This is a genomic window from Nocardia sp. 852002-20019_SCH5090214 (assembly GCF_001665865.1).
GTDB lineage: Bacteria > Actinomycetota > Actinomycetes > Mycobacteriales > Mycobacteriaceae > Nocardia > Nocardia nova.
In genome coordinates this window covers 21714-45545 of the sequence record NZ_LZMK01000421.1, presented here as the reverse complement: position 1 = coordinate 45545, position 23832 = coordinate 21714, and the positions used below count along the sequence as shown (strand labels likewise).

The following is a 23832-nucleotide window of genomic DNA, read 5'->3' as shown; positions in this document are numbered from 1 at the left end:
ACGAACCCGAGGGACAGATCGGGCAGCACCGGAGGCACATCTCATGAGCGACTCGACACGGACGCACCGTCGCGACCGTACCCATTGGCTCTATCTCGCCGTCATCGTGGCGGTCGTGGCCGGCGTACTCGTCGGCTGGCTGGCGCCCGCATTCGGAAAATCCGTGGGCGAGCTGGGCACCATGTTCGTCAACCTGATCAAGATGATGATCTCCCCGGTCATCTTCTGCACGATCGTGCTGGGTATCGGGTCGGTGCGGGCGGCCGCACGGGTCGGCAAGATCGGCGGCCTGTCGATCGGCTACTTCCTGATCATGTCGACGGTGGCGCTGACGATCGGTCTCGTCGTCGGCAACCTGCTGCAGCCGGGCAGCGGCCTGAACGTGCACGAACACATCGGCGCTGCCGCCGGCTACGTGAAACAGGCCGAGGGCAGCGGTGGCACCTGGCACTTCCTGGAGAGCATCATTCCGACCTCGCTGCTCTCGTCGCTGACCGCCGGCAGCGTGCTGCAGACCCTGTTCGTGGCGCTGCTGGTCGGCTTCGCCGTGCAGGCGATGGGCAAGCAGGGCGAACCGATCCTGCGCGCGGTGGGGCTGGCACAGAAGCTGGTGTTCAAGATCCTGACCATGATCCTGTGGCTGGCACCGCTCGGTGCCTTCGGCGCGATCGCGAACGTGGTGGCGGCGACCGGACTGGATGCGGTGAAACAGCTTGCGGCACTGATGCTCGCGTTCTATCTGACCTGCCTGGTCTTCGTCTTCGGCGTACTGGGCGTGCTGCTGCGGGTGAGTTCGGGCGTATCGATCTTCAAGCTGGTTCGCTACCTGGCCCGCGAATATCTCCTGATCTTCTCCACCTCGTCCTCGGAGTCCGCGTTGCCGCGGTTGATCGCGAAGATGGAACATCTGGGGGTCGAACGCTCGACGGTGGGCATCGTGGTGCCGACCGGATATTCGTTCAACCTGGACGGCACCGCGATCTACCTGACGATGTCCTCGCTGTTCATCGCCGACGCGATGGGTAAGCCACTGACGCTGGGGCAGCAGATCGGCCTGCTGGTGTTCATGATCGTCGCCTCCAAGGGCGCGGCCGGGGTTACCGGCGCGGGCCTGGCCACCCTGGCCGGCGGATTGCAGAGCCATCGCCCGGATCTGATCGACGGTGTGGGCCTGATCGTCGGCATCGACCGGTTCATGTCCGAGGCCCGCGCCGTCACCAACTTCTCCGGCAACGCCGTCGCCACCGTCCTGGTGGGAACCTGGACCAAGACCATCGACGATGTGCGCGTGCGCGCCGTGCTCGACCGCGAACTCCCCTTCGACGAGACGACCATGGTCGACGACGAACCCGCCGAAGCACCCGCGACTCCCCCGGAACGGACCGAGCTCGTCCCCGCCTGAAACCCGGTCCTGCCCGAACCCGCTATCCGGCGAGCCGGTAGACGGCCAGGGTGCGCTCCCGCTTGCGCGGCGCGATATTGGCTCTGCCGAGATCGCCCGCGTAGTGGGCGGCGACCCTCGGATCCATCACCCGCCGCCACAGCGGCGGAACGGTGGCCAGCAGGATCATCGTCGCGTAACCCGCCGGAAGTTGCGGAGCCTCCTGGGTGCTGCGCAGGGTCTGATAGCGACGGCCCGGATTCGCGTGGTGGTCGCTGTGGCGCTGCAGATGGAACAGGAAGATGTTGGTGACCAGCCGATCGGAGTTCCAGCTGTCGGCCGGCGAGCAGCGCGCCCAGCGCCCACCGGGCAGGCGACGGCGCAACAACCCGTAGTGCTCGACGTAGTTCACGGTTTCCAGCAGCCCGAATCCGATCACGGCCTGCAGCAGCAGATACGGGAGCATGGCGAAACCGAACACCGCCAGCAGCGCACCGTAGAGCACCACCGTCATCGACCACGCCTGCAGGATGTTGTTGCGCACGTTCCACCAGCCGAGGCCCTTGCGATGCAGCCTTTCGCGTTCCAGCCGGATCGCCGAGCGCAGTCCGCCGAAGATGCTGCGCGGCAGGAACATCCACAGCGATTCGCCCATCCGGGCACTGGCCGGATCGTCCGGGGTGGCCACCCGCGCGTGGTGCCCCTTGTTGTGTTCGACGAAGAAATGCCCGTATCCGGACTGCGCCAGTGCGAGCTTGGCCAGCCACCGCTCCAGCCGTTCCACCCGATGCCCCAGCTCGTGCGCGGCGTTGATGCCGATACCGCTGACGAAACCGAGCGTCGCCGCCAGCCCCAGCTTGTCCACCACGTCGAGTTCGTCACCCGACCACATGTAGGCCGCGATCACCAGTCCGGCCAGCTGGATGGGCAGGAACAGATAGGTGCACCATCGGTAGTAGCGGTCGTGGGAGAGCCGCTCGTAATCCTCGTCGCGCGGGTTCGTGCCGTCCTCGCCGACGAACCAGTCCAGCAGCGGTATCACGATCAGCACGATGATCGGCCCGATCCACCAGAACGCTTCGATGCCGGTCCGGGCGACCAGCTGGGAAGGGAGCAATGCGCAGCCCGGAGCGATCAATCCCAACATCCACAGATGCTTCTTGGGATCAGCCGAACCCGAGCGTTTGCCGACCGTTTGCACTTATTGCCCCACTTGAATGAACCTGGACTCCTGCCAGGTAAATATGTAGCTGCTCCGGGGCCGTTACGCCCGGTTCAAACCCGCAAAGTGGTAACCGTTACACAGGCGGACCCGAAGTCACAGACAGCGGGGGCCGGAACCAGCTGCGCCGCATCGCATCAGCAACCATCGTTTCCGCAGCGAGCGCCCAGGTCAGCACCCATCCAGTCCACTCGATCCGGCCGGCGAGCGCACGCCCGGTTGTCGGCCGGCACCCCAACCGGCCCGGAGACGAATCGTTATCCGTCACAGGGCGATTTCGGGCTACCGGCCGCCGGTCCGGTCCCGCGCGGCGAGAATCGCCTCCACATACGGCGACAGCAACCTGCTCAGCTCCTCCGGCGCGTCGCGGTGCAGTGCGGCGGGGGTCGGGATGTAGCTGATGGCGATGCGCACCAGGGCGTGCGCGAGCACATCCGCCTCCGCCGGCGACGCCCCCACCCAGCTGTTTTCGAATGCCGCGCCCAAACGGCGGGCGGCATGTTCGATGAGCGGCCCGGCGTCGAGGGTGATCAACCGCAGCAGATCCAGCTTGGCCTCACCGACCACCAGTGACTGCACCAGCGGATCGGCCGCACTGTCGAGGATGAAATTTGCCAGGCCTTCGCGGAACGCCGCCCGCGCATCCCCCACGTTGTCCTCGATGGCCGTTCCGACATGGTCGACCAGCTGGTCGGCCAGCCGCAGCGCATACGCCTGCGCCAGCCCCGTCCGGGAGCCGAATTCGTTGTACAGGGTCTGGCGGCTCACCCCCGCCCGCGTCGCGACGTCGCCGAGCGTGATCTTGGCCCAGTCCCGCTCGATCAGCAGTTCCCGCATCGCATCGAGGACCGACGTGCGCAGCAGGGTGCGCGCCGCCTCCTGATACGGGACCCGGGATCCGTTACGCGGCATACCCGCGACGGTGTCACGGGTCGATTCCGCAGTCAAAACGACTCACGAACGTTCGATCTCGACCATGAAGAAGTCGGCCTTGGCCGCGCCGCAGTCCGGACATGTCCAGTCGTCCGGAATGTCCTCCCAGCGCGTTCCCGGCGCAATGCCCTCGTCCGGCCAGCCCTGCTCCTCGTCGTATTCGAAGCCGCACTGGATGCACTGAAAAATCCGATAGGGCCGACTCACCCTGCCTCCTGTAATTTGCGGGACACCCGCACCCGGTCGGCAGGGCGAGCCGCTCCGCGATCGTCACTCACCCTGCCTCCTGTAATTTGCGGGACACCCGCACCCGGTCGGCACGGCGAGCCGCTCCGCGATTGTCACTCACCCTGCCTCCTCGAAATCGATCTTCTCCCGCACCCCGCAGTCCGGGCAGCACCAGTCGTCCGGCACCGACTCCCACGGCGTGCCCGCCGGAAACCCTTCCCGCGGAGCGCCTTTCGCCTCGTCGTACACGTAATCGCAGACAGGGCAACGAAAAGCCCCCATCATCCCTCCTGTGTCGTGCGGGACACCCGCACCCGGTCGGCACGACGAGCCGCTGCGCGATTGTCGCTCATCGTGCCTCCTGGTAACGCGCGAGGACCTTGTCCCGCTTGCTCGGCTGAACATTCGCCAGCGTGAGATCGCCGTCGTAGTGAGCCAGAACGCGCTTGTCCATCACGCGCCGCCACAGCGGCGGGAAGTAGGCGAGCAGGATCATGCTGGCGTAACCGCTCGGCAGATTCGGCGCGCCGTCCCAACTGCGCAGGGTCTGGTAACGGCGGGTCGGGTAGGCGTGGTGATCGCTGTGCCGCTGCAGGTGGTACAGGAAGATGTTGGTGACGAGGTGGTCGCTGTTCCAGCTGTGCCGCGGTGTCGGCCGCTCGTACCGGCCGCGGGCCGTGCGCTGCCGCAGCAGACCGTAGTGCTCCAGATAATTGACCGCCTCCAGCAGGCTGAAGCCGACCACCGCCTGCAGCACCAGATACGGCAGGACCTCGATGCCGAAGCCGGCCACCAGCGCCGCGTAGAGCACCAGCGACATCGCCCACGCGCTGAGCACATCGTTGTGCAAACTCCACGGCCGCTTCCCGAGCCGTTCCAGCCGGGTCCGCTCGAGGCCCCACGCGGAGCGCAGACTGCCCCAGACCGTGCGCGGCCAGAACGCCCAGAACGTCTCGCCCACACGGGAACTCGCGGGGTCCTCCGGCGTGGCCACCCGCACATGATGCCCGCGATTGTGCTCGATGTAGAAGTGGCCGTAGAACGTCTGGGCCAGCGCGATGCGCGACAGCCAGCGTTCCAGATGCACCTTCTTGTGCCCGAGTTCGTGAGCGGTGTTGATCCCGATGCCGCCGACCATTCCGACCGTCAGGGCCAGGCCGATCTTGTCCACGACGGTGAGCCCGCCGTCGATGCCGAGCCAGCTCAGGTTGTCCGCGGTGATCAGGTAGCACGCCATGACCAGCGACGCGTACTGGAACGGCAGGTAGATATAGGTGAGGTAGCGGTAGTACCGGTCGTTCTCCAGATACTCCATGACCTCGTCCGGCGGATTCTCACCGTCGGCCCCGAAGAACAGGTCGGCGGCGGGAATGACCAGATAGATCAGGATCGGACCGAGCCAGAACGGCACCTTCGCGAGGGTATGCCAGCCCAGTTCGTTGAGCCCCCAGATCAGCGGTAGTCCGATGATGAACAGTCCGGTCGGGGCGAACAACCCCCACAACCACATATAGCGTTTGCGGTCACGCCATCCCGAGTCGAGCAGGCCGTCGGTGGTTCCGGCTTCGGTCGACATCGTCGTCTCCATTCGATACAGCTGCCACATCTACTGTGATGTGGGTAACCATTACCGTGGACAATATGCCGATGCCTGTCGGGTGTCTATACATTCTTGCCGATTTGTAAACGCGTTGTGACCGCGCGACGGCGGGCGGGACGGATTCCGCTCGGCGACCCGTCCCGCCGGTGAAAGCCGGATCAGCGCAACAGCACATCCGAATCGGCGGGCAGCGCGTCGACCGGCCACCACCGCAGATCCGTCGACTCCGCACTGCGCACGGGCACCGCGCCGCGCGGAGCGCGGATCTTGAACAGCAGATCCAGATGGCGGGTCGGCACCCCCAGCGAGCAGGTGATCGGATGGGCCTGCGCGCCGTACAGGCCGGGTTCGACCTCCAGCCCGGCGATCCCGGACTCCTCGGTCGCCTCCCGCAACGCGGCGTCGACGACGGTCTCGTCCCCCGGCTCGCAGTGACCGCCCAGCTGGATCCACCGGCCGACCCGCGGGTGCAGCGTCAACAGCACCTCGCGCTCGTCGTGGGAGAACACCACCGCCGACGCGGTGATGTGGCCGGGTGCGTGTTCGCGCAGACACCCGCGCGGCGCCGACCCCAGGAACGCCAGCATCGCCTCGCGTACCGACTGTTCCGGATGCGTTGCGGGCTTCCAGTTTTCGAGCAGCTCGGTGGCCGAGGCGTGCAGCGACTCGGTACTCACAACTCGACCAGACCCGTTCCCGCCTCGCGCGGCGGGCGCGGCGAAAGCTCCTCCTCGGGATAGCCGATGGCTATGGCGCCCAACGGATTCCAGTCCGGCGCCAGCCCCAGCACCTCACGCGTCACCTCGGGCGCGAAGATGGTCGAGCCGATCCAGCAGCTGCCGACGCCCCGCGTGGCCAGCCCGACCAGCAGTCCCTGCACAGCCGCGCCCACCGCGACGGTGAACATGGTCGATTCGGCGGCACGGCGACGCTCGTCCGGATAGTCGTGCGCGCCGTCGGGGACACAGAACGGGATGATCACCTCGGGGGCGTCGAACAGGATCCGGCCGCGCGCGACCCGGCGTTCCACCCGCTCGGGATCGAGACCGTCGCCACCGAGATCTGTGCGCCATTGCGCCGCCATCGAATTCAGCAGTCGCGCGCGCAGCTCCGGCTGCCGCACCCAGACGAAGCGAACCGGCCGGGTGTGATGCGGCGCCGGCGCGGTGAGCGCGTCGCCGACCGCGGCCCGGATCACCTCGGGATCGACCGGGGTATCGGCGAAGGTCCGCACCGAGCGGCGCAGCAGCAGCGCTTCCCGGTGGCCACGCTCGATCGCCTCGGCGGTGCCGAGCCAGAACAGATCCTCCTCGCCGCCGCGCAGCAGATCCTTGGCGGTGGATCCGTCGTCGTGCGGAGTCAGCCCGCGCACGACCGCGACCGGCACCCCGCCCAGCTTGCCCTTCGCGAGATCCGCTGCGGCAGCGAGTTCGTCGGCCACCGCCACCTGGGTGACCTGCAACTCGTTACCCTGCCCGTCGACCGCGCCGGCGTAGTCGTGCACGACGCGCAGGCCGGCGGCGCCGATCGCGGCATCGGTCTGCCCGATGCGCCAGGCGCGACCCATGGTGTCGGTGATCACCACCGCGACGTCGACGCCGAGGCGCTGGGCCAATTCCGCCCGCAACGCCTTCGCGCTGGCGTCGGGATCGGTTGGCAGCAGGACCAATTCGCCCTGTTCCACATTCGAGCCGTCCACGCCGGAAGCGGCCTGCACGATGCCGATGTGATTCTCGGTGATGAGGGTGCGGCCCTTGCGCGCCAGCACCCGCACCGCCTCGGCATCGACCAGTTTCCGTCGCACCGCGTCGCGCTCGTCCGGATCCCGCGGCGCCTCGACGATGCGCCCCTCGGCCTTGGCGACGATCTTGCTGGTCACCACCAGCACATCACCGTCGGCGAGCCAAGGAGCTTGGGCCGCAATATGTTCCGCGACATCGTCGCCCGGCCGGAATTCCGGCAGCCCCGGCACCGGGATGATCCGGATCTCCCCGCCGGGCGCGTGATCGGTGTTTCGCCCCTGATCGCTCATGCCGGCACTCCCGCGAGATCGAGCGCTGCCCGCACCATGGCGGCGGTGGCGGCCGGGTCGGTCATCAGCAGCGGCACGCTGCGCACCTCCACACCCGGCACGTCGGCCTCGTCGCTCGAGTGGATCAGCCAGCCGTCGAGGATGCCGGTGTCGGACCGGGCGCCGAAGTGCCGTCCGATGGCCTCGGCCGAGGTTTCCACGCCGATCACCTCGAGGCATTCATCGGCCATGCCGCGCAAGGGTTTTCCCCCGATCACGGGCGATAAACCGACGACTTTGGCGGAGGTGGTCCGGAGGGCGCCCCGGATACCCGGCACGGCGAGGATCGCACCGATGCTCACCACGGGGTTCGAGGGTGCCAGCAGCACCACATCAGCAGCCTCTATGATTTCCGTCACACCGGGGGCCGGTTTGGCTTGATCCGCCCCGATTGTGACGAATCCATGGGTCTCGACGTTTGCTCGGTACCGCACCCACCACTCCTGGAAATGAATCGCGCGGCGTTCGCCAGGGTTGTCGGGGTCACTGATCACAACATGGGTTTCGCAGCGATCGTCGGTCGCCGGGAGAAGTTTCACACCGGGCTGCCAGCGATTGCACAGCGCTTCGGTAACCGCCGAGAGCGGGTATCCCGCGCGCAGCATTTCACTGCGCACCAGATGCGTCGCGATATCGCGATCTCCGAGTCCGAACCAATCCGGTTGCGCGTGGTATTTCGCCAGTTCCTCCTTGGCATGCCAGGTTTCCCCGACGCGACCCCAGCCGCGCTCGGTATCGATACCCCCACCCAGCGTGTACATGCAGGTGTCCAGGTCGGGACAGATGCGTAAACCGTGCATCCAGACGTCGTCGCCGACGTTCACCAGCGCCGTTACATCCGCGTCCGGCAGCAGTTCCCGCACACCTTGTAAGAAGCGCGCGCCGCCGACTCCACCGACCAACACCGCAATGCGCGGTTTACGATCAATCCGCTCGATCTCGGCCGCGATGTCCGCTTGTTCTCCAGTCACATCCGCACAGCCTATGCGGTGCCCGGAAGCGGGTGTTCGAGTGCGTATTTGCTGGTCATTTGCTACTTCGGGGTTACCGAACCGCGCCGAAGGCGGCCTCGGATAGTAACGGAATTGTGTCGGCAGCTTGACCATCGGCGCGTCCGGCGTGTCTAATCACAGACATGTCATTCCGGGTCCGCGCGAGAGCCTTTGGCGCAGACCGCGTTTCGAACGCATGTTCGCATCGGAACGACAAGCTCGGGGATGTCCGCGGGACTACGTCGCGGTGTGGGACCGTCGGTGGGCACGTCCGGTCCGACGGAAAAATCATTCTGCGCTAACACACAGTGAGGAGGCGGAGCGATGGCCGAGGAGCTGGCCCCGTCGGGCATTCCGGGCGGTGTATCGCAAACCGATTCCACAGCATGCGCAGCACCAAGCGACTGCGCTGACAGCCGGAACGACGAACGAGAGGGGGGCAGCACGGTGAACAACGAATCGGGATCGCTCAACAGAACTCCGCAGGGAGGGCAGTGGGCGCGCGCCCAGCGCAAACCCGAACCACCGCAGCTGAGTCTCATCGTCACCGACTTCGATGCGATGTTCGACACCATCGAAGAACAGTGGCAGGAACGGGCGCTGTGCGCCCAAACCGATCCGGAAGCCTTCTTCCCCGAAAAAGGCGGCTCCACAAGGGAAGCCAAACGGATCTGCATGGGCTGCGAGGTCCGCGACGAGTGCCTGGAGTACGCACTCGCGCACGATGAGCGGTTCGGAATCTGGGGCGGCCTGTCCGAACGCGAACGCCGCCGCCTCAAGCGCGGCATCTCGTAGCCGCCTCTCCGGATATTTGGCGTGCCGTGAGAGCCGGGTGAGGTTCGCTTCGGGCCGGCGGTCGTGGGCCTGGTCGAGTTCTGGGCGTGCCCGGTGAGTTACCCATGTGCTCGCGAAATCTGTTGTCCGGTTTCCCTGTTCGCCTCGCTTCGCTTCGGCGGAGCGGGGCGGGCGACGGGAAGTGAGTCGCCCGGCACTCGTTCATCTTCATGGCCGCGTGGCACTGGTTCTCGGTTGCCCACCGTTCGTCCATGGTCGCCCGGCGTTCGTTCTCATCGGCGAGCGCGGTGACCGACAGCTCTTGCGCGCCTACTCCCCTGTCGGGTCGATGATCTCCGGATCGACGCCCAGATAGGTGGCTATCTGCTGGACCAGGACTTCGCGGAGTAGGTCCAGGAGGTCTTCCGGGTCGTGGGCACGGAGTTCGAGGGGTTTGCGGAACAGGACCACTCGGGCTCGGGTGGCTACGTTGTGGCGGTCCACTCCGGCCGGAACCAGGCGGGAAAGCGGGACCGGGCCGTCGGCGACCACCTCGTCGGGCCAGGTGACCGAATCCGGGTGCAGCGGGCGGATCTTGGGGACGTCGTCGACCGCGATGTCGAGTTTGGTCAGGCGATCGTGCCAGCGGGCGTCCAGAGGGGCGAACGCCTCCAATACCAGCCGGTCGAACTGCTGGCCACGGGTGCGGCGCGCGGGCGCCGACGGCGGCAGCATCGGTCCGCGCACACCGCGCCCGCGGCGAACCACCGAACGGGTCGTCACCGGCCGCCTCTTCGATCGGGTCATACCTTGCGACAGTAGTCACCGCGCCGAGGGCGCGGCCACGTGCTCTCCCCGGAGCCGGAGCCCCCGCGCGCCCCGAACCGGCCGGGCACCGGCCCGCGTGTCTGTCTGCGACACACGGCGTGGGGGGTTAGTCTGCTGGATGTGATTCCCATGCGTCGTTGCTGCCGCCCAGGCTGCAAGAATCCGGCCGTCGCGACGCTCACGTATGTCTACTCGGACTCCACCGCAGTCGTCGGCCCCCTCGCCACCGTCGCCGAACCGCACTCCTGGGATCTGTGCGAAACCCACGGCTCCCGCATCACCGCCCCCAAGGGCTGGGAACTGGTCCGGCACGAAGGTGGATTCTCCTCCAGCACACCGGACGACGACGACCTGACCGCACTGGCCGAGGCCGTCCGCGAAGCCGGTATGCGCCGGCGCGCGCCGGAACCCGAACAGCGCGGTTACAGCGATTACTCCCCGCCGCCGGCGCGACCCCAGCGGCCCGGCCGCACCGGCCGCCGCGGCCATCTCCGGGTGCTGCCCGATCCCCCGAACTGAGCCCGCACCGCACGCGCCACACGCGCGACCGGCCTGAAGCCCGGCCGGGCCCGCGGCCCTATTAGGGTGTTGGTCATGACAGTCGCCCGGTCTGCCGAGTCCGTTCACGCAGTTGTCAAGGCATACGACGTTCGCGGGGTTGTCGGAGAGCAGATCGACGCGGAATTCGTCCGCGACGTGGGCGCGGCCTTCGCCCGGCTGATGCGCACCGACGCCACCCCCGCCACGCGCATCGTCATCGGTCACGATATGCGCGACTCCTCCCCGGAACTGGCCGCCGCCTTCGCCGACGGCGTCCTCGATCAGGGGCTCGACGTGGTCCACATCGGGCTCGCCTCCACCGACGAGCTCTACTTCGCCTCCGGCCATCTGCAGTCCCCCGGGGCGATGTTCACTGCCAGTCACAACCCCGCCCGCTACAACGGCATCAAGTTGTGCCGGGCCAACGCGCTGCCGGTCGGCCAGGAGACCGGGCTCGCGACCATCGCCGAGGAACTCGTCGACGGCGTACCCGCCGGGCCGGGCACCCGCGGCACCGCCACCGAGCAGAATTTGCTCGAGGCCTACGCCGAATTCCTGCGCGGCCTGGTCGATCTCGGCGCGATCCGGCCGCTGAAGATCGCCGTGGACGCGGGCAACGGCATGGGCGGCTACACGGTCCCGGCCGTGCTGGGCGCGGTGCCGCAACTGACCATCGCCCCGCTCTACTTCGAACTCGACGGATCGTTCCCCAATCACGAGGCGAACCCGCTGGATCCGAAGAACCTGGTCGACCTGCAGAAGTACGTCCGCGAGACCGGCGCCGACATCGGCCTGGCGTTCGACGGTGACGCCGACCGCTGCTTCGTCGTCGACGAGCGCGGCGAACCGGTCTCCCCCTCCGCGATCACCGCGCTGGTCGCGGAGCGCGAACTGGCGAAAGAGCCGGGCGCCACGATCATTCACAATCTGATCACCTCACAGGCCGTACCCGAACTGGTCACCGAACTCGGCGGCACGCCGGTCCGCACCCGCGTCGGCCATTCCTTCATCAAGCAGCAGATGGCCTCGACCGGCGCGATCTTCGGCGGCGAGCACTCCGCGCACTACTACTTCCGCGACTTCTGGGGTGCCGACTCCGGTATGCTGGCCGCTCTGCACGTGCTGGCTGCCCTGGGTGAGAAGGACCGGCCGATGTCGGAGCTCGCGTCCTCGTATGCGACGTACGCGGCCTCCGGGGAGATCAACTCCACAGTGGCGGATGCGCAGGACCGAACCCTGGCGGTGGTCACCGCATTCGAAGGGCGCGCGCAATCGGTGGACCGGCTCGACGGCGTGACCGTGCGGCTGCCCGGACAAGCGTGGTTCAATCTGCGCGCATCCAACACCGAGCCGCTGTTGCGACTCAACGTCGAGGCCCGTTCGCGGGAGGAAGTAGACGCACTCGTAACCGAGATTCTGAGCATCGTGCGCGGCTGACTGGAATAGTGGAATCACAGGGCTTGGATTCGCCCGGGGACAACGACATCCCCCGGCGTGGTGACCCGATTGAGGGGAGGTGGCAACGCCCGATGATCGCAGGGACACCCGTACTCGACCTCGATGACGTCGCCTCGTTGGAGGCCGCTGATTCCGGGGGAATTTTGCGTTCGGCCGCCTCGGGGGGCGCCCAGGTGCGTGCCACAGCGGCCGCCGTCGCCGAAAACGCGCTCATCCGGCTCGACGGGCTGCGGCCGCGAAGTCTGGTGCTGGTCTCCGGCACCGGACGCGCGGCCCGGGCGGCCACTCTGCTGCAGGCCGCGTTCGGCGACCGCGCGGGCCTGCCCATCATCAGCGCCACCACGATTCCGCAGTGGGTCGGTTCGCTGGATGTGGTGGTCGTGGCCGGCGACGACTCGGCCGATCCGCGACTGACCGGCGCCGTCGACCGCGCGCTGCGGCGCGGCGCCGAAGTCGTGGTCGCCGCGCCCGACGAAGGCCCGATGCGGGCCGCGGCCGCCGGACGCGCGGCCATGCTGCCGCCGCGGGTCCGGGTGCTGGACCACAACCGGATTCTGCGCTTCGTCGCCGTCGGGATCGCGGTGCTGCAGGCGATCGATCCGACGCATATCGGACCGCTGGTGCCGAACCTCGACGAACTCGCCGACGCGCTCGACGCCGAGGCCCTGCGCGACGGACCGCATCACGAGGTCTTCCACAATCCCGCCAAAACCCTCGCCGCGCGGATGCGGGAACGGCGGCTGGTGCTGACCGGTGATTCCCCCGCCGCAGCGGTCGTGGCCGAGCACGGCGCCGAGGTGCTGTTGCAGACCGCGGGACAGATCGCGGCCGCCGTCGACCTCACCGAGGCCGTGGCCGCGAACGCCCGGCTGATCGAATCCGCCGAGGCGACCGCACCCGGTTACGACCCGCTGTTCCACGACGAGCAGCTGGACGGGCCGGCGCCGGTCGATCGGGCCCGGGTGTTCGTGGTGAGCGCCGACGGCGACCAGGTCGCGGCCCGGCGCCGGCTGGCCGTCTTCGGCGCGGGCGCGGGCATCGTCGACGCCGATCTGGTCAACGTCGACATCGAACTGATGCGAACCGAGGCGAGTGTGCCGCGCGAAGCCGGGGCGAGCGAACCCCAGGCGCCGGCGGCCGGGCGCGGCAGCGAGCTCGAACAACTGGCGGTGCTGGTACTGCGGCTGGAAATGGCCGCCGCGTATCTGCGTCTGCTCGGCGGCCCCCCAGCCACGAGCCGTCCCGCCCACTACGACGGGGGCCACTACTAGTGCACGAACTCGTTGGTGCGTTGCGTTCCTATGCCTGGGGATCTCGCACCGCCCTCGCTCAGCTGTGCGGTCGGGAGGTTCCCTCCCCTCATCCCGAAGCCGAATTGTGGTTCGGCGCCCACCCCGCCGACCCGGCGAAGGTCCTCGCCGACGGCGCCGGCCGCTCGCTGCTGGAACTGCTCGAGGCCGAGCCGAACCGGGAGTTGGGTACGGTCGCGGCGGCATTCGGCGGGCGCCTGCCGTTCCTGCTGAAGATCCTGGCCGCCGAGGAACCGCTCTCACTGCAGGCACATCCCAGCGCAGATCAGGCCCGCTACGGATTCGAACGGGAGAATCACACGCGGGTGCCGCTGGATTCCCCGATGCGCAACTACCGCGACGACTCCCACAAACCCGAACTGGTGGTGGCACTCGACCGTTTCGAGGCGCTGGCCGGCTTCCGCGATCCGCTGCGCACCGTCGACCTGCTGAACTCGCTGGCCGTGCCGGAACTGGTGCAGTACACCGAACTGCTTGCCGCCCAGCCGGACTCGGGCGGCCTGCGCACGCTGTTCACCACCTGGATCACCCTGCCGCAGGCCATGCTGGCCACACTGCTGCCCAAGGTCCTCGACGGATGTGTGCGCTATCTCAAACAGGTCGACCCACTCGAACCCCCCGGACTGGCCAAGGAATTCGCGGCCGAGGCGCGCACCACGCTGGAACTGGCCGAGGCGTATCCGGGTGATGCCGGGGTCCTGGCCGCCCTGCTGCTGAACCGATTGACCCTCGAACCCGGACAGGGCCTGTTCCTGGCCGCCGGCAGTCTGCACGCCTACCTGCGCGGCATCGGCGTCGAAATCATGGCCAATTCGGACAATGTGCTGCGCGGGGGGCTCACTCCCAAGCATGTCGATGTGCCCGAACTGCTGCGCGTGCTGGATTTCGAACCGCTGCGGGCGCCGATCATCGAACCCGAACCGGTCGATGCGCACTCGTTCCGGTATCCCACGCCCGCACCGGAATTCGCGCTGCGCCGCTTCGAACTGGCCGAGGATGCCGCGGCGGTCGACATCCCGCGCGTCGGACCGGGCATCATGCTGGTGACGGCCGGGACCGTCCTGCTGTCGCAGGCCGGGAGCGAATTGCCGATCGCGGCCGGAAGCGCGGCGTGGATCTCGGCGACCGATACCGATATCCAGGCACGGGCGCTGGGCGGCCCGGCGCAACTGTTCTGCGCGTGTGTGGGCGAGTGAGCGCGCGGCCGCTTTAGTAGATTGATCGAACAAATCGGACATCTACCGGCGAGCGCCGGGGACGGAAGGACCGGGGCTGCACCATGTCTGCTGGTGGCGGAAAGAAGGCGATCTTCGCGGCGTTGAGCGCGAATGCCGGTATCGCGGTGGCGAAATTCGTCGGCGCCGCGATCACCGGTTCCGGCTCGATGCTGGCCGAGGCCGTGCACTCGGTGGCCGACACCGGTAATCAGGGACTGCTGCTGCTCGGGCAGAAACGTGCCGAGCAGGAGGCCGACGATTTGCATCCGTTCGGCTACGGGCGCAACCGCTACTTCTACTCGTTCGTCGTGGCGCTGGTGCTGTTCTCGCTCGGCTCGATGTACGCCATCTACGAGGGTGTGCACAAGATCCAGCATCCGGAGGAACTGACCTCTCCCGCGGTGGCGATCGTGATCCTGGGTATCGCGGCCGCGCTGGAGGGCTACAGCTTCATGACCGCGATGCGGGAGTCCTCGCCGTTGCGCGAGGGGGCGAGCTGGTGGCGGTTCATCCGCAATTCGCGCAGCCCGGAACTCCCGGTGGTGCTGCTCGAGGACACCGGTGCGCTGATCGGCCTGCTGATCGCGCTGGTCGCCGTGGTGCTGACCGTGGTGACCGACAATGCGATCTGGGACGGTATCGGCACCCTCGGCATCGGCGTGCTGCTCGGTGTCATCGCGGTCGTGCTGATCGTGGAGATGAAGAGCCTGCTGATCGGTGAGGGCGCGACGCCCGCGCAGGACGCGGCGATCCGCGCGAATCTGGTCGACGGCGAGCGCATCGACCGGGTCATCCACCTGCGCACCGAATACCTCGGCCCGGAGGAGATGCTCGTCGCGGCGAAGGTGTCGATCGTGCCCGGACTCGAGATCGCCGATATCGCGACCGCGATCGACGACGCCGAAGCCCGGGTGCGGGCCGCCGTCCCCGCCGCCCGGGTCATGTACATCGAACCCGATCTGTACCGCACCCAGCCGGTGTAGGTCCTTCCGGTTCAGGTCGTCGCGCCGAGCAGGACGGCCGGGTCGAGGCGGATGCCGAACCGTTCGCGCAGCGCACGAGTCGCGGCGTGCATGCCGCACATGCCGTGCACTCCGGGCCCCGGCGGGGTCGCCGCGGAGCACAGGTACACACCGGGAAGCGGTGTGGCATAAGGGTTCCAGCGCGGCGTCGGGCGGAAGATCGTCTGCGCCGGCGTCATCGCGCCGGCCGCGATATCGCCGCCGACGTAGTTGGCGTTGTACGCGGGCATGAGTGCGGCCGGGCGCACACAGGTGGCCTGAATCAGGTCACGGAAGCCGGGGGCGAAGCGTTCGAGTTGCGCGACGACTTCGGGACTCACGTCGCGGCCGGATCCGTGGGGTACATGGGCATAGGCGTAGAGCGTGTGGTTGTCGCCGGGCGCCCGCGACGAATCGACCACGCCCGGTTGAATCACCAGGACGTAGGGCCGCTCGGCATGGCGTCCCGACGCGACGAGACGTTCGACGGCCGTCGCCTCGGCTCGCGTGCCGACGACGTGCACGGTGCCCGCGGCCGCCGGCTCCGGCGCCTGCCACGGCACCGGACCCGAGAGCGCGAAATCCACCTTGCAGGCCGCGCCGCCGAATCGATAGCGCTGCAGCCGGTTTCGATATGCCGTGGGAACCCGCGCGATCCGCAGCAGTTCCGTCGGCGCGGTATCGAGCAGAACCGTTCGCACACCGGCGAATTCGTCCAGGGAATCGACGCGGTGCCCGGTGTGGACGCGTCCGCCGTGCCGCTCCAGATCCGCGATCAGCGCATCGACGATGGCCTGTGAGCCGCCGCGTGGAATGGGCCAGCCACCCACATGGCCGAGGGTGCCCAGCAGCAGCGCCACCCCGGCCGCCGCGAACTGCCGCGGCGGCATGATGGCGTGCGCACTCACCCCGGTGAACAGTGCCGCTGCGCGCTCCTCGCGAAAACGCAGGTCCCACATCGGCGATGCCTGCTCGAGCAGCCGGCGCCCGAAGCGCACGGCGGACAGCGGATCACGAGGGATATGACGCAGGTCCGACATCCCCAGCTCCACCACCGCCTCCCACTGTCGCACCAGCGGGGCGAACAGGCGCCGCCATGTCGCCCCGTCGCGGCCCAGACCCTCGACCGTCCGATCCAGATCCCGCCAGGCCGCCGCGGCCACCCCGCCGTCGAGCGGATGTCCGTAGGAGATCTCGGGAATCGCCAGTTCGACGCCGTGCGCGCCGAGATCGAAGGCGCGGAAGAACGGGGATGCCAGCGCCATCGGATGCGCGCCCGCGCACGCGTCGTGGTGATAGCCGGGCAGGGTGAGCTCGGCGGTACGGCAGCCGCCACCGGCATGATCCGCGGCTTCGAATACCTCCACCTCGAGCCCCGCGCGGGCCAGCAGCACCGCCGCGGCCAGACCGTTGGGTCCGGAGCCGACCACCACCGCATCCGCCATGATCACCACCTTAGGGCGAAAACCAAGGGCTCCACGGCATCCCGGCGCACCGACCGGCTACGGCAGATGGCACGTCAACTGCGAGTGCCCCAGCGCATGAGGACATGCATGCGTTGTTCCCACAGGTCGGGGCGCAGGCGACCGCTTCGGTCCAATGCCGCCATCCCGTGCAGTGCGCTCCAGAACACTTCGGTGTAGGCCCCGGATTCGTCGTCGGGGACGCGCGGGCGGAAGAGTCGCTCGAGTTCCTCGAAGCAGTCGCGCAATGTCTGCGGGGCGTCGGGACCGAAGGGCAGTTCGGTGTCCTGAACGAACATGGCGTCGTAGAGGGCGGGGTTGTCGGCGGCGAAGTGCAGATAGGCCCGGGCGACCGCCTCCATCGCGGCGTCGGGGCCGTCGGCCTGTTCGCGCGCGGCCCGCAGGACATCTCTGAGCAGGGCGATCCCCTCCTCGGCGACAGCCGAGACGATCGCTCGCTTTCCCGAGAAATGGCTGTAGAGCACGGGCTGGCTGTATTCGATACGTTCGGCGAGCCGGCGCACGGTCACCGCATCCCAGCCGTCGGATTCGGCCAGTTCACGTGCACTGTCGATGATCGCCTGCCGGCGCTGGGCACGTTCGCGTTCCTTGCGTTCCTGAACCGTCATACCGAAATTCTAGCAACGCTAGACAAGTTAGCGATCACCACTTACGATCGACACATCGGTTAGCAACGCTAGATTTTGGAGCAAGACAATGACGCGTACTCGCATCGCCACCGCCCTCGTCCTGATCGGCGTCGCCTTCATCCTGTACATCGGCCTCGGCTACGTCCTCGCACCGAATTCCATGGCACCCGGTTTCGGGCTTCCGGCCTGGCCGCAGGGTGAGTCGTCGGCCTTCATGACACTGAAGGGAGTCCGCGATATCAGCTCCGGCGTGGTGCTGCTGGCGCTGCTGCTGACGCGGCAGCGTTTCGCCCTCGGTATCGCGATGCTCGCCGTCGCGGTGACCCCGGTCGGCGACATGCTGACCGTGCTGAACAACCACGGTTCGGTGACCACCGCGCTGAGCGTGCACGGTCTGACCGCAGCTTTGGTCGCGGCCACCGGCCTGCTCCTCGTGCGCGAGCGTTCGGCGGAGTCGTCCCGCGACACCGTCGCAGCGGTGCCGGTCACCGCTGTCTCGCAATAGTTGAGGAGTTCTCGGCCGCTACAACGACACAGGCCGCCCGTGCCAGTGCACGGGCGGCCTCGTCGATTCACAGCACGGGCCGATACACAGCACGGCCGATGCACAGCCCTGGAGCGGCGACCGGAACTAGACGTCGGTGGAGAAGCGGATCCCGCCGTCGGGCAGATCCACGCCCGGCCAGATGCGGGCGCCGCGCAGCAGCTCACAGCGGGCCCCGACGCTGGCGCCGTCACCGATCACGGCGTCGCGGACCAGCGCTCGCGGACCGATGCGCGCGCCGAATCCGATGATCGAGCGCTCCACGGTGGCGCCGGCCTCGACCCGGGCACCGTCGAACAGCACCGCACCGTCCAGCCGCGCACCGGCGCCGACCTCGGCGCCGCGGCCCACGACCGTGCCGCCGATCAGCAGCGCACCCGGGGCGACGCCGGCACCGGGATGAACCAGTGATTCGCCGCGCTGCCCCGGCAGCGCCGGAGAAGGCGCGATGCCGCGCACCAGATCGGCGGACCCGCGCACGAAATCCTCGGGCGTACCCATGTCGCGCCAATACGAGGCATCGACGTGGCCCTGAATGTGGGCACCCTCGGCCAGCAGCGACGGGAACACCTCGCGCTCGACCGATACCGGACGGCCACTCGGGATCTTCTCGATGTACTCGCGGCGGAAGACGTAGCAACCGGCGTTGATCTGGTCGGTCGGCGGATCCTGGGTCTTCTCCAGGAACGCGGTGACCCGGCCGGTCTCGTCGGTGGGTACGCAACCGAACGCGCGCGGATCACCGACCCGGACCAGATGCAGGGTCACATCGGCACGGGTCGAGGCGTGCGTATCGAGCACGGCCCCCAGATCGGCGCCGCCGAGGACGTCACCGTTGAAGACCATCACGTTGTCGGCGCGCAGCTTCGGCAGCACGTTGCGGATGCCGCCGCCGGTTCCGAGCGGCTCGGTCTCGGTGACGTATTCGAGGTCGAGGCCGAGCTCGGCTCCGTCGCCGAAATGCTCCTCGAAGACCTCGGCCTTGAACGATGTGCCCAGCACCACATGAGTGATGCCGGCATCGGCGATCCGGGCCAGCAGGTGATGCAGGAACGGTAGACCGGCGACCGGCAGCATCGGTTTCGGCGCCGACAGCGTCAGCGGGCGCAGCCGGGTGCCCTGGCCACCGACCAGGATCACGGCGTCAGTTGCGGTATCCACGCCCGCTCCCTCCCGAATTGTCCGGCATCAGTCTTCCCCTGTTCAGGTTCGGTCCACGCGTTATCGCTGCGCTTCGCGGTCGCGCTCGCGCAGCGCAGATCGAACCGCAAGTTTGCAGCGAATCGCAAGTCCGGCCCGCAACGCCCAGCGCAGCGGGGCCTGCCACCAGTGCGGATGGCGGTCGGCCTGGAAACGATAGGCGGAGGCGTGGTGGGCGGGCAACATGGTCTCCGGATGCCGCCCGGCCGCGTGTCCTTTGGCGTGGGTGACCTCGGCGGTCGGCACGAAGACGTTGTGCCAGCCGGCCCTGCCCATCCGGTCGCCGAAGTCGACATCCTCCATGTACATGAAGTAGCGGGAGTCGAAGCCCTCGATGCTGTCGAACGCGTCACGCCGGACCAGCAGGCACGAACCCGACAGCCAGCCGACCGTGCGCTCGGCGATCTCCTCGTTCTCCTGCCGGTACCGGCGCGTCCACGGGTTACCCGGCCAGACCGTGCCGAGGATCGCATGGCCGGCGCCGTCGAGCAGGCCGGGCACCCGCCGCGCGGAGGGATAGATGCTGCCGTCCGGCTCGTGGATCAGCGGCCCGAGCGCCCCGGCTCGCGGCCAGCGCCGCGCGGCGGCCAGCAGCTGATCGATGGAATCGGTCCCCCAGCGCACGTCGGGGTTCGCGATGATCACGTATTCGATATCCGGATCGAGCTCGGCGACCGCTCGGTTCACCGCGCCGCCGTAACCGATGTTGCCGCCGGTGCGCAGCAGCGTGACGTGTTCGTTGGACTCCGCGGCCAGCTCGGGAGCGCCGTCGGTCGAGCCGTTGTCGGCGAGGATCACCTGCGGCTTCTCCGCGGTGGCGGTCGCGAGGGTGCTGATGAAGTGGTCGAGATGCTCGCCCGGCGAATAGGTTACGGTGACCACCGCCAGCTGAGGGGTACGGTCCGCGGAAGGGGCTGAATCCGAAGCGCTCACGGAAGGCCAGCCTAATGGGTGAGAGGCCGGAGTAGGCACCCGAGCGCAGCCACCCACAGGGCCTTATCAGACTGACGGCCGGCACCGGTGCTCACGCTCGCCGCCTCGCGCGGCGGCGAGCAGGAAGAATCACGGTTTCGCCCGATCCGACAGGCGTGCCAGCGCGTCGGCGAGCGCCGCGCGCCACTCACGCAGCGGGGTGAGCCCGGCCTCGGCCCACGCTCGATTCGACAGCACCGAGTACGCCGGGCGCCGGGCGGGACTCGGGAAATCGGCGGTGCCGCAGGGCCGCACCCGCTCGGGATCGGCCCCGAGTTCGGCGAACACCGCACGCGCCAGCCCGAAGCGGCTGACCGCACCCGCGTTGCTCGCGTGCAGTACCCCCGGAACCGGCTGTCGCGCAACGAGTTCCAGCAGACCCTGCGCCAGATCGGGCGCGTAGGTGGGCGATCCGATCTGATCGTCGACCACCGATATCGTCTCGCGTTCGGCCTCGAGCCGGCGCATCGTCGCCACGAAGTCGCCGCGGTCACCGGTGTAGACCCAGGCCGTGCGCACGATCGTGGCCTGCGGATACTCTCCGAGCACGGCCTGCTCACCGGCCAGTTTGGTACGGCCGTACACACTTGCCGGTCCGGTCGGGTCGTCCGGCTCGTACGGGTCCGAGGCGGTGCCGTCGAAGACGTAATCGGTCGAGATGTGGATCAGGCGCGCATCGGCCACGCGGCAGGCGGCGGCGAGTACCGCCGGCCCGGTGACGTTGCCCGCATACGCCGCCTCGTGGTCGGACTCGGCGGCGTCGACGGCGGTGTACGCGGCACAGTTGAGCACCACGTCGCCCGGACGCACGACAGCGCGCACCGCCTCGGCGTCGGTGATGTCGAGATCGGCACGCCCCAGGGCGAGTGCCGTGGGCGCCGCCGCGCGCAACGCCCGGCCGAGCTGTCCGCCGGCACCGGTGATCACGAGCCGGGAGTGGGAATCGGGACTCACCCGGCAAGTCTGGCACGCCACGCCAACAGCGGTTCAGCGGTGCGGGCCCACTGGTTGGATAGCCTCGAATCCGGGAACTCCCCGGTACGCCACCGGTATCGGAGGCGGTGGGCTACGCGGGCAGATTCTCGAACGGGGGTCGATCGAGCGTGGAAAAGGAATACGGAGTGCCGCAGAACAGACGTGCGTCGTCGCCGCCCCGCGGCGCCGGAGCACCACTGCCCGGCGGCCGCATCCCGCGAGCTCGCGGCGTTCGCCCGAGGCCGGATCCCGGGGTGAATCGTCCCGGCCGGCTGCTCGCCGTAGCCGCCGCGGCCGTGGTGTTCATCGTCACCGGCTTCGGCTGGCACAGTGTGGATTCCTTGATCTCCGGTATCGAGCGGATCGGCAATCTCGGCCTGGGCGGCGGCCACGACGGTGCGGTCGACATCCTGATGGTCGGCATCGACAGCCGCACCGACGCACACGGCAATCCGCTCAGCGACCAGGAACGGGCGATGCTGCACGCCGGCGACGAGGTCGGCACCAACACCGACACCATCGTGCTGGTCCGGGTGCCCAACGACGGCCGTTCGGCGACCGCGATCTCGATTCCGCGCGACTCCTACGTCGACATCCCCGGCATCGGCAAGGGCAAGATCAACTCCGCCTACGGCGCGACCAAGGAGAACGCCCGGCAGAAATACGCGTCGCAGGGCCTGTCCGACTCCCAGATCGAGCAGAAGTCCACCCAGGCCGGCCGGCAGGCGCTGATCAAGTCGGTCGCCAACCTCACCGGGATCACCGTCGACCACTACGCCGAGGTCGGGCTGCTCGGATTCGTGCTGCTCACCAATGCCGTCGGCGGGGTCGACGTATGCCTGAACAATGCGGTGGACGAACCACTCTCGGGCGCGGATTTCCCAGCCGGACAGCAACGCCTGAACGGGGCGCAGGCACTGAGTTTCGTACGTCAGCGCCACGATCTGCCCCGCGGCGACCTGGATCGGATCGTGCGTCAGCAGGTGTTCATGGCCTCGCTGGTGAACAAGGCGCTCAACGCGCGCATCCTCGCCAATCCCGCGAAGTTGCGCGAACTCAGCGATGCCGTCGGCCGCACGATCGTGCTCGACGAGGACTGGGACGTGGTGGCCTTCATGCATCAGCTGCAGGATCTGTCCGGCGGGAAGGTGAATTTCGAGACCATTCCGGTGCAGGACCTCGACGGGACGACCGCCGACGGCGAATCCGTGGTGAAGGTCGATCCGAAATCGGTGAAATCCTTCGTCGCGGCGGCGGTCGGCGCCACCACCGACGAGCACGACGACGACCGGACGGTGGCGCCGAGTTCGGTCACCACCGACGTCTACAACGCCGGCAGTACCGGTGGTTTGGCCGGCCAGGTGGCGCAGGCCTTGACCGGCAAGGGTTTCCACACCGGAACCGTCGAGAACTGGCCGGGTTCGCCGGTGCGCAGCAGCCGGGTGCTCGCCGCCTCCGGCTCCGATCCGAAGGCGAAGGCGGTCGCCGAGGCGCTCGGCGGCCTGACCGTGGTCGCCGCACCGGATGTGCCGGAGGGCGCGGTGCGCGTGGTGCTCGCCGATGACTACTCTGGTCCGGGCTCGGCGGCCGGCAGTCTGTTCGATATGTCCGGAACCTCGCCGGCCTCGGGCACCGCGACACCGGTGCCGCCCGCGCCTCCCATCGACGCCGGCCAGAACGGACCGAAATGCGTGAACTGAACGACACTCTCACCGATGCCCTGCTCGGCCCGATCCTCGCCCGCGAGCCCGCGGCGCCCCGGATCACCCACTACGACGACAGCACCGGTGCCCGCATCGAACTGTCCGGGCTGACGCTGGCGAACTGGGCGGCCAAGACCGCCAATATGATTCGCGACGAATTCGGCCTCGCTCCGGGCGCACGGGTGTCGGTGCTGCTGCCCGCGCACTGGCAGACCGCCGCGGTCCTGCTCGGCTGCTGGTGGGCGGGCACGGAGGTGGTGCTGCGGCCGGACGCCGACGCCGAGCTCGCGCTGGTCTCGGCCGCGCGCATCGACGAGGCCGGTGATATCGCCGAGGTGGCCGCGCTGTCGCTGGATCCGATGGGCATGCCCGTCGCCGATCTGCCGGTCGGCATCACCGATTACGCCACGTCGGTGCGGGCGCACGGCGATCAATTCCACCCGTCGGGCGCGGGCGCCGCCCTCGACGGCGCCACCGTCGCCGAGACCGTGGCCGCGGCCCGGGCCTCGGCCGAGCAGCAGGGGTTCACCGCGAGCGACCGGGTGCTGTCCACCACCGACTGGGACACCACCGCCCACCTGATCGACGGACTGCTCGCGGTGTACGCGGCCGGGGCCTCGCTGGTGCAGGTGACCGCCCCGGATCCGGCTCGGCTCGAGCACCGGATCGAGACCGAGCGCGTCACCACTCGCCGGTCCTGATCTCCTACCCGGGTAGGGCACGGCGATCCACCCGCAGGCCGTTTTCGGCTCGCCCGCTACTCCGTAGTG

At 68.3% G+C, this 23832-nt stretch carries 24 protein-coding genes; 10 read left to right on the top strand and 14 right to left on the bottom strand.

All coding sequences use genetic code 11. The annotated features are described in order from the left end of the window. Nucleotides 1-43: 43 nt before the first annotated feature. A complete protein-coding gene (locus tag A5780_RS36355) occupies nucleotides 44-1402 on the top strand; it encodes a cation:dicarboxylate symporter family transporter (RefSeq protein ID WP_064911284.1) in 1359 nt (452 codons plus the stop codon). Between the two features lie 22 nt (nucleotides 1403-1424). On the opposite strand, the gene A5780_RS36350 is transcribed toward A5780_RS36355, so the two are convergent. The 8 genes from A5780_RS36350 to cofD all read right to left on the bottom strand — a co-directional run bounded on the left by A5780_RS36350 (nucleotide 1425) and on the right by cofD (nucleotide 8541). Further along, on the bottom strand, nucleotides 1425-2528 hold the full coding sequence (locus A5780_RS36350; protein ID WP_051755795.1) for an alkane 1-monooxygenase: 1104 nt from the start codon (nucleotides 2526-2528) through the stop codon (nucleotides 1425-1427). A gap of 357 nt (nucleotides 2529-2885) precedes the next feature. Continuing rightward, a complete protein-coding gene (locus A5780_RS36345; protein WP_051755834.1) occupies nucleotides 2886-3515 on the bottom strand; it encodes a TetR/AcrR family transcriptional regulator in 630 nt (209 codons plus the stop codon). 42 nt (nucleotides 3516-3557) lie between these two features. Further along, a complete protein-coding gene (locus A5780_RS36340; protein ID WP_030515012.1) occupies nucleotides 3558-3743 on the bottom strand; it encodes a rubredoxin in 186 nt (61 codons plus the stop codon). A gap of 138 nt (nucleotides 3744-3881) precedes the next feature. Next, on the bottom strand, nucleotides 3882-4046 hold the full coding sequence (locus A5780_RS36335) for a rubredoxin (RefSeq protein ID WP_030515011.1): 165 nt from the start codon (nucleotides 4044-4046) through the stop codon (nucleotides 3882-3884). A 67-nt stretch (nucleotides 4047-4113) separates the two neighbouring features. Next, nucleotides 4114-5340, bottom strand: a complete 1227-nt coding sequence (locus A5780_RS36330) for an alkane 1-monooxygenase (protein ID WP_063018897.1) — start codon at nucleotides 5338-5340, stop codon at nucleotides 4114-4116. A gap of 182 nt (nucleotides 5341-5522) precedes the next feature. Continuing rightward, nucleotides 5523-6041, bottom strand: a complete 519-nt coding sequence (locus A5780_RS36325; protein WP_030515009.1) for an NUDIX hydrolase — start codon at nucleotides 6039-6041, stop codon at nucleotides 5523-5525. Further along, the gene (locus A5780_RS36320) at nucleotides 6038-7396 is read right to left on the bottom strand and encodes a coenzyme F420-0:L-glutamate ligase (RefSeq protein ID WP_063018899.1); all 1359 of its coding nucleotides are present in this window, start codon (nucleotides 7394-7396) and stop codon (nucleotides 6038-6040) included. The genes A5780_RS36325 and A5780_RS36320 overlap by 4 nt, the downstream gene beginning before the upstream one ends. Then, nucleotides 7393-8541 (bottom strand): 2-phospho-L-lactate transferase, encoded by a 1149-nt coding sequence (gene cofD, locus A5780_RS36315; RefSeq protein WP_231983207.1) that lies wholly within the window; start codon nucleotides 8539-8541, stop codon nucleotides 7393-7395. The genes A5780_RS36320 and cofD overlap by 4 nt, the downstream gene beginning before the upstream one ends. Before the next feature lie 447 nt (nucleotides 8542-8988). On the opposite strand from cofD, the gene A5780_RS36310 reads away from it, so the two are divergent. Continuing rightward, complete coding sequence (locus A5780_RS36310; protein WP_030515006.1) at nucleotides 8989-9222, top strand: WhiB family transcriptional regulator; 234 nt, start codon at nucleotides 8989-8991, stop codon at nucleotides 9220-9222. A gap of 309 nt (nucleotides 9223-9531) precedes the next feature. Here the strand turns inward: A5780_RS36310 and A5780_RS36305 are convergent, their stop codons facing one another. Further along, nucleotides 9532-10008 (bottom strand): metallopeptidase family protein, encoded by a 477-nt coding sequence (locus tag A5780_RS36305; RefSeq protein WP_195022669.1) that lies wholly within the window; start codon nucleotides 10006-10008, stop codon nucleotides 9532-9534. Between the two features lie 150 nt (nucleotides 10009-10158). Here A5780_RS36305 and A5780_RS36300 point away from each other — a divergent pair, with 150 nt between their 5' ends. The 5 genes from A5780_RS36300 to A5780_RS36280 all read left to right on the top strand — a co-directional run bounded on the left by A5780_RS36300 (nucleotide 10159) and on the right by A5780_RS36280 (nucleotide 15537). Further along, a complete protein-coding gene (locus A5780_RS36300) occupies nucleotides 10159-10548 on the top strand; it encodes a DUF3499 domain-containing protein (protein ID WP_030515004.1) in 390 nt (129 codons plus the stop codon). A gap of 75 nt (nucleotides 10549-10623) precedes the next feature. After that, nucleotides 10624-12006, top strand: a complete 1383-nt coding sequence (locus A5780_RS36295; RefSeq protein WP_064911313.1) for a phosphomannomutase/phosphoglucomutase — start codon at nucleotides 10624-10626, stop codon at nucleotides 12004-12006. Nucleotides 12007-12098: 92 nt separating this feature from the next. After that, nucleotides 12099-13298: a hypothetical protein gene (locus A5780_RS36290; protein WP_064901697.1), complete on the top strand. Its 1200-nt coding sequence runs from the start codon at nucleotides 12099-12101 to the stop codon at nucleotides 13296-13298. Continuing rightward, a complete protein-coding gene (manA, locus tag A5780_RS36285) occupies nucleotides 13298-14533 on the top strand; it encodes a mannose-6-phosphate isomerase, class I (protein ID WP_063019576.1) in 1236 nt (411 codons plus the stop codon). Before A5780_RS36290 ends, manA begins: the two co-directional genes overlap by 1 nt. 83 nt (nucleotides 14534-14616) lie before the next feature. Continuing rightward, on the top strand, nucleotides 14617-15537 hold the full coding sequence (locus A5780_RS36280; RefSeq protein ID WP_030515000.1) for a cation diffusion facilitator family transporter: 921 nt from the start codon (nucleotides 14617-14619) through the stop codon (nucleotides 15535-15537). A gap of 11 nt (nucleotides 15538-15548) precedes the next feature. Here A5780_RS36280 and A5780_RS36275 read toward each other — a convergent pair whose 3' ends face one another. Both A5780_RS36275 and A5780_RS36270 read right to left on the bottom strand, forming a co-directional pair. Continuing rightward, nucleotides 15549-17000: an NAD(P)/FAD-dependent oxidoreductase gene (locus A5780_RS36275; RefSeq protein ID WP_064911312.1), complete on the bottom strand. Its 1452-nt coding sequence runs from the start codon at nucleotides 16998-17000 to the stop codon at nucleotides 15549-15551. 74 nt (nucleotides 17001-17074) lie between these two features. Beyond that, nucleotides 17075-17647: a TetR/AcrR family transcriptional regulator gene (locus tag A5780_RS36270; protein WP_063019578.1), complete on the bottom strand. Its 573-nt coding sequence runs from the start codon at nucleotides 17645-17647 to the stop codon at nucleotides 17075-17077. 88 nt (nucleotides 17648-17735) lie between these two features. Between A5780_RS36270 and A5780_RS36265 the strand changes: the two genes are divergently transcribed. Next, complete coding sequence (locus A5780_RS36265; RefSeq protein ID WP_064911283.1) at nucleotides 17736-18173, top strand: DUF4267 domain-containing protein; 438 nt, start codon at nucleotides 17736-17738, stop codon at nucleotides 18171-18173. Nucleotides 18174-18299: 126 nt separating this feature from the next. Here the strand turns inward: A5780_RS36265 and A5780_RS36260 are convergent, their stop codons facing one another. The 3 genes from A5780_RS36260 to rfbD all read right to left on the bottom strand — a co-directional run bounded on the left by A5780_RS36260 (nucleotide 18300) and on the right by rfbD (nucleotide 21338). After that, nucleotides 18300-19373: a sugar phosphate nucleotidyltransferase gene (locus A5780_RS36260; protein ID WP_062995279.1), complete on the bottom strand. Its 1074-nt coding sequence runs from the start codon at nucleotides 19371-19373 to the stop codon at nucleotides 18300-18302. Between the two features lie 60 nt (nucleotides 19374-19433). Continuing rightward, a complete protein-coding gene (locus A5780_RS36255) occupies nucleotides 19434-20345 on the bottom strand; it encodes a glycosyltransferase family 2 protein (protein ID WP_064911282.1) in 912 nt (303 codons plus the stop codon). Nucleotides 20346-20474: 129 nt separating this feature from the next. Further along, nucleotides 20475-21338 (bottom strand): dTDP-4-dehydrorhamnose reductase, encoded by an 864-nt coding sequence (gene rfbD / locus A5780_RS36250; RefSeq protein WP_064901699.1) that lies wholly within the window; start codon nucleotides 21336-21338, stop codon nucleotides 20475-20477. Between the two features lie 275 nt (nucleotides 21339-21613). On the opposite strand from rfbD, the gene A5780_RS36245 reads away from it, so the two are divergent. Together A5780_RS36245 and A5780_RS36240 are read left to right on the top strand one after the other, a co-directional pair. Continuing rightward, nucleotides 21614-23059 (top strand): LCP family protein, encoded by a 1446-nt coding sequence (locus A5780_RS36245; RefSeq protein WP_064901700.1) that lies wholly within the window; start codon nucleotides 21614-21616, stop codon nucleotides 23057-23059. Continuing rightward, nucleotides 23047-23763, top strand: a complete 717-nt coding sequence (locus tag A5780_RS36240) for a TIGR03089 family protein (RefSeq protein ID WP_064901728.1) — start codon at nucleotides 23047-23049, stop codon at nucleotides 23761-23763. Before A5780_RS36245 ends, A5780_RS36240 begins: the two co-directional genes overlap by 13 nt. The last annotated feature ends 69 nt before the right edge of the window (nucleotides 23764-23832 follow it).

Excerpts from the sequence above, each read along its gene's own strand:
- A5780_RS36355 (WP_064911284.1), top strand. The coding sequence starts at position 44 with ATGAGCGACTCGACACGGACGCACCGTCGCGACCGTACCCATTGGCTC.
- A5780_RS36350 (WP_051755795.1), bottom strand. The coding sequence starts at position 2,528 with ATGTTGGGATTGATCGCTCCGGGCTGCGCATTGCTCCCTTCCCAGCTG.
- A5780_RS36345 (WP_051755834.1), bottom strand. The coding sequence starts at position 3,515 with ATGCCGCGTAACGGATCCCGGGTCCCGTATCAGGAGGCGGCGCGCACC.
- A5780_RS36335 (WP_030515011.1), bottom strand. The coding sequence starts at position 4,046 with ATGGGGGCTTTTCGTTGCCCTGTCTGCGATTACGTGTACGACGAGGCG.
- A5780_RS36330 (WP_063018897.1), bottom strand. The coding sequence starts at position 5,340 with ATGTCGACCGAAGCCGGAACCACCGACGGCCTGCTCGACTCGGGATGG.
- A5780_RS36320 (WP_063018899.1), bottom strand. The coding sequence starts at position 7,396 with ATGAGCGATCAGGGGCGAAACACCGATCACGCGCCCGGCGGGGAGATC.
- cofD (WP_231983207.1), bottom strand. The coding sequence starts at position 8,541 with ATGGTCAAGCTGCCGACACAATTCCGTTACTATCCGAGGCCGCCTTCG.
- A5780_RS36310 (WP_030515006.1), top strand. The coding sequence starts at position 8,989 with ATGTTCGACACCATCGAAGAACAGTGGCAGGAACGGGCGCTGTGCGCC.
- A5780_RS36305 (WP_195022669.1), bottom strand. The coding sequence starts at position 10,008 with ATGACCCGATCGAAGAGGCGGCCGGTGACGACCCGTTCGGTGGTTCGC.
- A5780_RS36300 (WP_030515004.1), top strand. The coding sequence starts at position 10,159 with ATGCGTCGTTGCTGCCGCCCAGGCTGCAAGAATCCGGCCGTCGCGACG.
- A5780_RS36295 (WP_064911313.1), top strand. The coding sequence starts at position 10,624 with ATGACAGTCGCCCGGTCTGCCGAGTCCGTTCACGCAGTTGTCAAGGCA.
- A5780_RS36290 (WP_064901697.1), top strand. The coding sequence starts at position 12,099 with ATGATCGCAGGGACACCCGTACTCGACCTCGATGACGTCGCCTCGTTG.
- A5780_RS36280 (WP_030515000.1), top strand. The coding sequence starts at position 14,617 with ATGTCTGCTGGTGGCGGAAAGAAGGCGATCTTCGCGGCGTTGAGCGCG.
- A5780_RS36275 (WP_064911312.1), bottom strand. The coding sequence starts at position 17,000 with ATGGCGGATGCGGTGGTGGTCGGCTCCGGACCCAACGGTCTGGCCGCG.
- A5780_RS36270 (WP_063019578.1), bottom strand. The coding sequence starts at position 17,647 with ATGACGGTTCAGGAACGCAAGGAACGCGAACGTGCCCAGCGCCGGCAG.
- A5780_RS36265 (WP_064911283.1), top strand. The coding sequence starts at position 17,736 with ATGACGCGTACTCGCATCGCCACCGCCCTCGTCCTGATCGGCGTCGCC.
- A5780_RS36240 (WP_064901728.1), top strand. The coding sequence starts at position 23,047 with ATGCGTGAACTGAACGACACTCTCACCGATGCCCTGCTCGGCCCGATC.